Source organism: Cupriavidus sp. 05T313, from assembly GCF_056396665.1.
The window spans coordinates 1-6,771 of the sequence record NZ_JBFTLX010000326.1 but is presented as its reverse complement, the minus strand read 5'-3'; the positions used below and the strand labels follow the sequence as shown (position 1 = coordinate 6,771).

Annotated in this window: 6 protein-coding genes, 3 tRNA genes and 1 pseudogene; 3 read left to right on the top strand and 7 right to left on the bottom strand. The window is 62.3% G+C overall.

Going from position 1 to position 6,771, the window contains the following annotated elements; genetic code table 11:
• Window positions 1-200, top strand: a 200-nt coding sequence (locus AC1DKD_RS37655; RefSeq protein WP_477144449.1) for a hypothetical protein, incomplete at its 5' end; no start/stop codon positions are given.
• Window positions 201-222: 22 nt separating this feature from the next.
• On the opposite strand, the gene AC1DKD_RS37650 is transcribed toward AC1DKD_RS37655, so the two are convergent.
• The 6 genes from AC1DKD_RS37650 to uvrC all read right to left on the bottom strand — a co-directional run bounded on the left by AC1DKD_RS37650 (window position 223) and on the right by uvrC (window position 4,436).
• The gene (locus tag AC1DKD_RS37650) at window positions 223-693 is read right to left on the bottom strand and encodes a pilin (RefSeq protein ID WP_477111509.1); all 471 of its coding nucleotides are present in this window, start codon (window positions 691-693) and stop codon (window positions 223-225) included.
• 352 nt (window positions 694-1,045) lie between these two features.
• A tRNA-Cys gene (locus tag AC1DKD_RS37645) sits at window positions 1,046-1,119 on the bottom strand.
• Between the two features lie 105 nt (window positions 1,120-1,224).
• Window positions 1,225-1,300: transfer RNA gene (locus AC1DKD_RS37640), tRNA-Gly, on the bottom strand.
• Between the two features lie 69 nt (window positions 1,301-1,369).
• Window positions 1,370-1,445, bottom strand: a tRNA-Gly gene (locus tag AC1DKD_RS37635).
• A 167-nt stretch (window positions 1,446-1,612) separates the two neighbouring features.
• On the bottom strand, window positions 1,613-2,215 hold the full coding sequence (gene pgsA / locus AC1DKD_RS37630) for a CDP-diacylglycerol--glycerol-3-phosphate 3-phosphatidyltransferase (RefSeq protein ID WP_441629841.1): 603 nt from the start codon (window positions 2,213-2,215) through the stop codon (window positions 1,613-1,615).
• Between the two features lie 103 nt (window positions 2,216-2,318).
• The gene (uvrC, locus tag AC1DKD_RS37625) at window positions 2,319-4,436 is read right to left on the bottom strand and encodes an excinuclease ABC subunit UvrC (RefSeq protein ID WP_441629839.1); all 2,118 of its coding nucleotides are present in this window, start codon (window positions 4,434-4,436) and stop codon (window positions 2,319-2,321) included.
• Between the two features lie 110 nt (window positions 4,437-4,546).
• Here uvrC and earP point away from each other — a divergent pair, with 110 nt between their 5' ends.
• Both earP and efp read left to right on the top strand, forming a co-directional pair.
• Window positions 4,547-5,749 (top strand): elongation factor P maturation arginine rhamnosyltransferase EarP, encoded by a 1,203-nt coding sequence (earP, locus tag AC1DKD_RS37620; RefSeq protein ID WP_441629837.1) that lies wholly within the window; start codon window positions 4,547-4,549, stop codon window positions 5,747-5,749.
• Window positions 5,750-5,954: 205 nt separating this feature from the next.
• A complete protein-coding gene (gene efp, locus AC1DKD_RS37615) occupies window positions 5,955-6,515 on the top strand; it encodes an elongation factor P (RefSeq protein ID WP_045235571.1) in 561 nt (186 codons plus the stop codon).
• Between the two features lie 91 nt (window positions 6,516-6,606).
• Here the strand turns inward: efp and AC1DKD_RS37610 are convergent.
• Window positions 6,607-6,771 (bottom strand): annotated as a pseudogene (locus tag AC1DKD_RS37610) (beta-N-acetylhexosaminidase); the annotation flags it as partial.

The following is a 6,771-nucleotide window of genomic DNA, read 5'->3' as shown; positions in this document are numbered from 1 at the left end:
CGCTAGATCGCCGCCAGAGTGCGCATCCGTTGCAGTTTCTGCTCAATCTCCTGCGGAGTGGGCGCGGCCGCCAGTGTTGCCGTGAGCCGTATGCGCTCTCCAAGCAAATCCACCCGTTCCGCGCGAACGACGCGATTCGTGGTGGGCAACGGCAGAATACTGCTCCGAAACAGGAAAAAAGCGCCCGAAGGCGCTTTTAGACCTATACACCTAAAGCGGGGGTCAAACGCCGGTTTGCGCCTTGGTACAACCGACGTCTGCGACCGCAAACTGTACATTGGAGGCGGTCACATTGGGCGTGAGTGTTACGGAGCACGTTGCCGCCAGCTGCCCCCTACCAACAATCGTAATTACCCCCGCTGTGTAAGTAACAGTCCCGTTGGGGAGCGACGCCGCCGTCGGCATGGCTGTGAAACCACCGCCAGCTGCCGTAGCCAGCCCCACATTGTCAACACATGCTACCGCAGCAATAGCCCCAGCCGGCAAAGCATTGTTCTGCGCACATTCGGCGATCGCTTGCTTAAGAGGGGCAATTGCAGTGAGGTTCTCCGACCACCGAGAACGGGTCACGTAGTCCTGATACTGCGGAATCGCAATTGCTGCCAGAATACCAATGATCGCGACCACGATCATCAGTTCGATCAGAGTAAAGCCCTTCTGCACCCGCTTGATTCCCATCCGTGCTTTTTTCATAAGATTGACCCCCAATTATTTTGTAGGCAGCAACTTGCTGCGCAAACTCTATAAGCAACCCTCATGCCAGCCCAAATTTGGCCGGAAACCGGATCATTGTGACAAAGTGCGTCAGTTGTAACTGCATGTATCCGGCGCACCGTGACAAATTACGTCAGTTCTGGTGACGAATTCCGGCATGCGCAGTAAGCCGCTTGGCACCGTCGGAAGTTGGGTGGCCCCTAACCCTGCGCGACCGCTCCCTCGCCAAACCAAACGGCGGCGAATCCTTCAACCCTCTTTCCAACCGGGTTCAACAGGATGACGAGCGGAACAGAAAAGAATAAAGCCCTGAATGATCAGGGCTTTATATTGGAGGCGGGGGTCGGAATCGAACCGGCGTACACGGCTTTGCAGGCCGCTGCATGACCACTCTGCCACCCCGCCGGGTGACGGCTGCTGGGATTGTAGCCGCATTCGCCTGACCCTGCCGGRCCGCGCCTGCGCACCACTATCGCAAACAAAAAGGGAAGCGCTGCTTCCCTTTGGGATTGGAGCGGGAGACGAGGCTCGAACTCGCGACCTCAACCTTGGCAAGGTTGCGCTCTACCAACTGAGCTACTCCCGCATTTACTACTCTGAGCGCCAATCTGGAACCCTACGGTATGCACCGCGATTTCCAGATGCAACGGAAACCTGGAGCGGGAGACGAGGCTCGAACTCGCGACCTCAACCTTGGCAAGGTTGCGCTCTACCAACTGAGCTACTCCCGCAGGATCCTGCTGACTTCTTACTTAAAACGCTACTTCTGCGCCGATACTGACCACATCACGCTGCGTTCTTGCTGCTTTTCGCTTCGTTCGGTTTGTTTCGTCAGAAGCGAGAACAGGATTATTGCAAACCGCCGCAGCATTCGTCAAGCATATTTTTCACCGGATCTTCATTTTTGTGCGGTGGCTTCTCCACTCAGGCCACTGCGCTCGCGAATCTGCGGCCATGCCAGCTTCATGTAATAAAACATCGACCACAGGGTCAGCACAGCCGCCACATAGATCATCCACGCACCCAGCACCGAGGCGTCGACGATGCCCAGCAGACTGTCGTTGAAGAGCAGCAGCGGTATCGCGATCATCTGGAAAGTGGTCTTGAGCTTACCGAGAAAATTCACCGCGACGCTCTTGGAGGCCCCGATCTGCGCCATCCATTCGCGCAGCGCCGAGATGGTGATCTCGCGGCCGATGATCACCAGCGCGATCAGGTCGGCGACCCGGCCCAGTGCAAGCAGGGACAGCAATGCCGCGGCCACCATCAGCTTGTCGGCGACCGGATCCAGGAAAGCGCCAAAGGACGATGTCTGGTTCCAGCGCCTTGCCAGGAAGCCGTCCAGCCAGTCGGTGACCGCTGCAATGATGAAGAAACCTGCTGCCGTCATGTTCTTGGCATGCATTGGCAGCCATGCCTCGGGCAGGTAGTAGACACCCACCACGAGGGGAATCATGGCAACACGGAGCCAGGTCAGCAGGATCGGTATATTCAGCGGCATGGGGGCTCGAAACGAGACAACGGCAATGGGCAACCCTGAGATTGTCGCCTATTTCAACGGGAACCGAGCATTTCCTGCCACACGGCCCTCGGATTTGACCGAATCAATGCAGCTGCCGATAGATTTCCTCGGCTAGCGCATGTGAAATGCCGTCGACGCTGGCCAGTTCGTCGATGCTAGCCGCAATGACGCCTCGCAGGCCGCCGAAGCGGGTGAGCAGCTTTTGCCTGCGGCGGGCGCCGACGCCTTCGATCTCCTCCAGCCGCGAGGTGGTGCGCACCTTGGCGCGGCGCGCACGCATGCCGGTGATGGCAAAGCGGTGCGCCTCGTCGCGGATCTGCGCCACCAGCATCAGGGCCGCGCTCCCCTGCCCCAGTTCCAGCGACGGACGGCCGTCGGCAAATATCAGCGTCTCCAGTCCGACCTTGCGGCCTTCGCCCTTGGCCACGCCCACCAGCAGGCCGATATCCAGGCCGAGTTCTTCGAATACCTGGCGCGCGACCTCCACCTGGCCCTTGCCGCCATCGATCAGGACCACAGTGGGCATCAGCGTCGACGCGGCAGGCGTGCCCGCCGCGTCGGGCATGTCGCCCTGCCGACCTTCGGGGACGCCCTGCTGCGCCTGCTCCATCAGCTCCACCAGCTTCTGGTAGCGCCGCGTCAGCACCTGGCGCATGGCGGCGTAGTCGTCTCCGGGCGTGATGTCCTGGATGTTATAGCGGCGGTATTCGGCGTTCTGCATCTCGTGATGGTGGAAGACCACGCAAGAAGCCTGCGTCGCCTCGCCCGCGGTATGGCTGATGTCGAAACACTCAACGCGCAGCAGCGCCAGGTCCTCCATGTCGATGCCGATCGTGTCCGCCAGCGCGCGCGTACGGGCTTGCTGGCTGCCCTGCTCCGCCAGGCGGCGGGATAGCGCCAGTTCCGCACCTTTCTGGGCCATCTCCAGCCAGGCCCGGCGCTGCCCCTGCGGCTGGCGGACCAGTGTGACCTTGCGCCCGGCCTGCATCGACAGCGCCTCCAGCAGTGCCTTGCCCGGCGGCAGGTGACTGACCACCAGGATCGGCGGCACGGCCTGGTCCAGATAGTGCTGCGCCATGAAGGCGGACAACACCTCGGCGGCAATGCGCTCGACCGGAATACCGGCGGGACCGGCCGCCGCCGGCGCGTTTTCTTCGCCAGCCTCGGCCGCTGCGCCCGCGGCGGCTTCGTCCTCATCCTCGACGATCATCGCGCCTTCCTCGACGTGCGCCGGGAAGTAAGCCTTGTCACCCAGGTGCCGCCCCCCGCGGATCATCGCCAGGTTGACGCAGGCGCGGCCGCCCTCCACCGCTACCGCAAGCACGTCGATGTCGCTGGCCTGCCCGACCTCCTCCACCGCCTGCCGCTTGAGCACGGTGGACAATGCACCGATCTGGTCCCGCACCGCAGCCGCCTGCTCGAATTCCAGGCGCCCTGCATGCTCTTCCATTTTCGCCTGCAAGCCCTCGAGCACCTCGTTCTGCCGCCCCTGCAGGAAGCGCGCCGCGTTGCTGACGTCGCGGGCGTAATCCGCCTCGCTGATGGCGCCCACGCATGGGCCGGTGCAGCGATGAATCTGGTGCAGCAGGCACGGCCGCGTGCGGTTGGTGAAGACCGTATCCTCGCAGGTGCGCAACTGGAACACCCGCTGCAGGATCTGCATGCTCTCCCGTACCGCATGGGCGCTCGGGAATGGTCCGAAGTATTGGTGCTTGCGGTCGGTGGCGCCGCGGTAATAGGCCATGCGCGGGAAGCGATGGCTGGTCAGCTTGACGAACGGATACGACTTGTCGTCGCGGAACAGGATGTTATAGCGCGGCGCCAGCGCCTTGATGAGGTTGTTTTCCAGCAGTAGCGCCTCGGCCTCGGTGCGCACTACCGTGGTCTCGATGCGCACGATCCTGGCCACCATCATGGCGATGCGCGGCGACAACAGCGTCTTGTTGAAATAGCTGGCGACACGCTTCTTCAGGTCGCGTGCCTTGCCTACGTAAAGGACATTGCCGTTCGCGTCGAAGTAGCGATAGACGCCTGGCAAGCCAGGCAATTGCGCGATCACCGCCTTGGCATCGAACGGCGCCTCCGCCAGCGCCTCGGGTGCGGGTTCGGGCGTCGCTTCGCCCGGCGCCGCGGGCAGTCCTTCGGGCTGACCGGCGGCGGGCGCGCCTTGATCGTGAGTTTCGGGTTCCTGCTGCGACATCGGGAGGGAGTTGGCCGTGAGGGGCCCGTTTCGCACGTGGCCAGCGGGGCCATGCGCAACAGGCTCTAAAATCGCAAGTTTAGAGCAAATCCTTGCCAACTCACGCCGCCATGCCTGTCCAACCCGACCGTGCCATCCGTTCCTGGGACATCTTCTGTACCGTTATCGACAATTTCGGCGATATCGGCGTCTGCTGGCGGCTGGCGCGCCAACTGGCACAGGAGCATGGCCACGCCGTACGCCTTTGGGTGGATGATCTCGCCAGCTTTGCACACCTTGCCCCCGGCCTCGATACAGGCGCGCCCCGGCAGGAGCTTGCCGGCGTGACGATCCTTCCCTGGCGGCGACCGGACCAGGAAAGCGCGCAGGAGAGCACGGCCCGCTTTGCGGGCGTCACGCCGCACGATGCGGTCATCGAAGCCTTCGCATGCGACCTGCCCGAGCCATTCCTTGCCGCCATGGCCGCGCGCGCGCCTAAGCCGGCATGGCTCAACCTCGAATACCTCAGCGCCGAGCCCTGGGTGAGAGAACACCACGGCATGGCCTCGCCGCATCCACGCCTGCCGCTGGTCAAGCACTTCTTCTTCCCGGGCTTCGAGCCCGGCACGGGTGGAGTGCTGCGCGAAACCATGCTGGGCATGCAGCGGGAACACTTTCGCGCCAGCCCCGCCGCACAGGCTTCGCTATGGCACCGCCTTGGCTTCGAGCCCATCGAAGGCGCCCTGAAGGTCAGCCTGTTCGCCTACCGCAATGCCGCCCTGCCCGCACTGCTGACCCAATGGCGCGATGGCTCGGAGCCGGTCCAGTGCCTGGTGCCGGCGGGCCTGGCCGCGCGGCAGGCCAGCGAATGGTTCGGCGAGGCCGATTGCGCGCCTGGCACCGTTTTCAGGAGTGGCCGCCTGACCGTGCAAGTCGTGCCCTTCCTGCGCCAGGAGCACTACGACGAACTCCTGTGGCTATGCGACCTTAACTTCGTGCGAGGCGAGGACTCATTCGTGCGCGCGCAATGGGCTGGCCGGCCTTTTGTCTGGCAGATCTACCCGCAATCCGACGCGGCGCATATGGTCAAGCTCGATGCCTTCCTCACGCTAATCGTGCAACGGATGGAACGCAGTGGCCAACCGGAGGCGGCCGCTGCACTTGCGAACTTCTGGCACAGCTGGAATAAGGACGATGAATCACCCGACTGGCCCGGACTGCGCGCGCATCTGCCATTGCTCGCCCGTGTCGCCGAGCAATGGCAGCGCAGCCTGCTGCACCTTGGCGACCTGGCGGCAAATCTGGTGGCGTTTTGCGAAAATCGGGTAAAATAGCGGGTTGATTTAATGGCGACCGGGCCGGAAGACGGATGCGTCCTGTGCAAGCGATCGGCCCTGGCATGCGCCACGGTAAGAGCGGCGCGGGGCCTTAGCGTAAAGGGCACGGGTCGCGCGCACGGACACCGCTAGCGCCGTGCGTCGGCAGCGCGCCTTCGCCATACCGAATTCCGAGACATTCTTTTTCAGGAAATTAGTTCAGATGAAAACCGCACAAGAACTCCGCGTCGGCAACGTATTCATGATCGGCACCGACCCGATGGTCGTGCAGAAGGCTGAGTACAACAAGTCGGGCCGCAACTCCGCCGTGGTCAAGATGAAGTACAAGAACCTGTTGACGGAAGCCCCGGGCGAAGCCGTCTTCAAGGCCGACGACAAGTTCGAAGTCGTGATGCTTGAGCGCCGCGAATGCACCTACTCGTACTTCGCCGACCCGATGTACGTGTTCATGGATACCGACTTCAACCAGTATGAAGTCGAGCAGGACAGCATGGGCGACTCGCTGAACTACCTCGAAGACGGCATGAACGTCGAAGTGGTGTTCTACAACGACAAGGCCATCTCGGTGGACATGCCCACCACGCTGGTGCGCGAAATCATCTACACGGAACCCGCCGTCAAGGGCGATACCTCGTCGGGCAAGGTGCTCAAGGGCGCCAAGATCAACACCGGCTTCGAACTGCAAGTGCCGCTGTTCTGCAATATCGGCGACAAGATCGAAATCGACACCCGTACCGGCGAATACCGCAGCCGCGCCAACTAAGCGCAGCTTGTTCGCCGCCATCCCCACGCGGATGGCAACGAAAAAGGGCAGCCCAGGCTGCCTTTTTTTATTCTCTTGCCCCTTTTGCGGATCAGGCGATCAGGTCGTGCGACTTGAGCACGCGCAGTGCCGCGGCGTACTCCGGCTCCTGCATCAGCTTGTTCCAGTCCAGCGGCTTGCGGCGTCCGAACAAGCGGCGGATGCGTCGTTGCGAATCCTTGCCGATGCGTACATCGAGTTCGCCGAGCAACTGGTC

Bases quoted from the DNA above. Each gene is read 5' to 3' on its own strand.
- pgsA (WP_441629841.1), bottom strand. From the start codon at position 2,215: ATGCCGCTGAATATACCGATCCTGCTGACCTGGCTCCGTGTTGCCATG.
- earP (WP_441629837.1), top strand. From the start codon at position 4,547: ATGCCTGTCCAACCCGACCGTGCCATCCGTTCCTGGGACATCTTCTGT.
- efp (WP_045235571.1), top strand. From the start codon at position 5,955: ATGAAAACCGCACAAGAACTCCGCGTCGGCAACGTATTCATGATCGGC.
- uvrC (WP_441629839.1), bottom strand. From the start codon at position 4,436: ATGTCGCAGCAGGAACCCGAAACTCACGATCAAGGCGCGCCCGCCGCC.
- AC1DKD_RS37650 (WP_477111509.1), bottom strand. From the start codon at position 693: ATGAAAAAAGCACGGATGGGAATCAAGCGGGTGCAGAAGGGCTTTACT.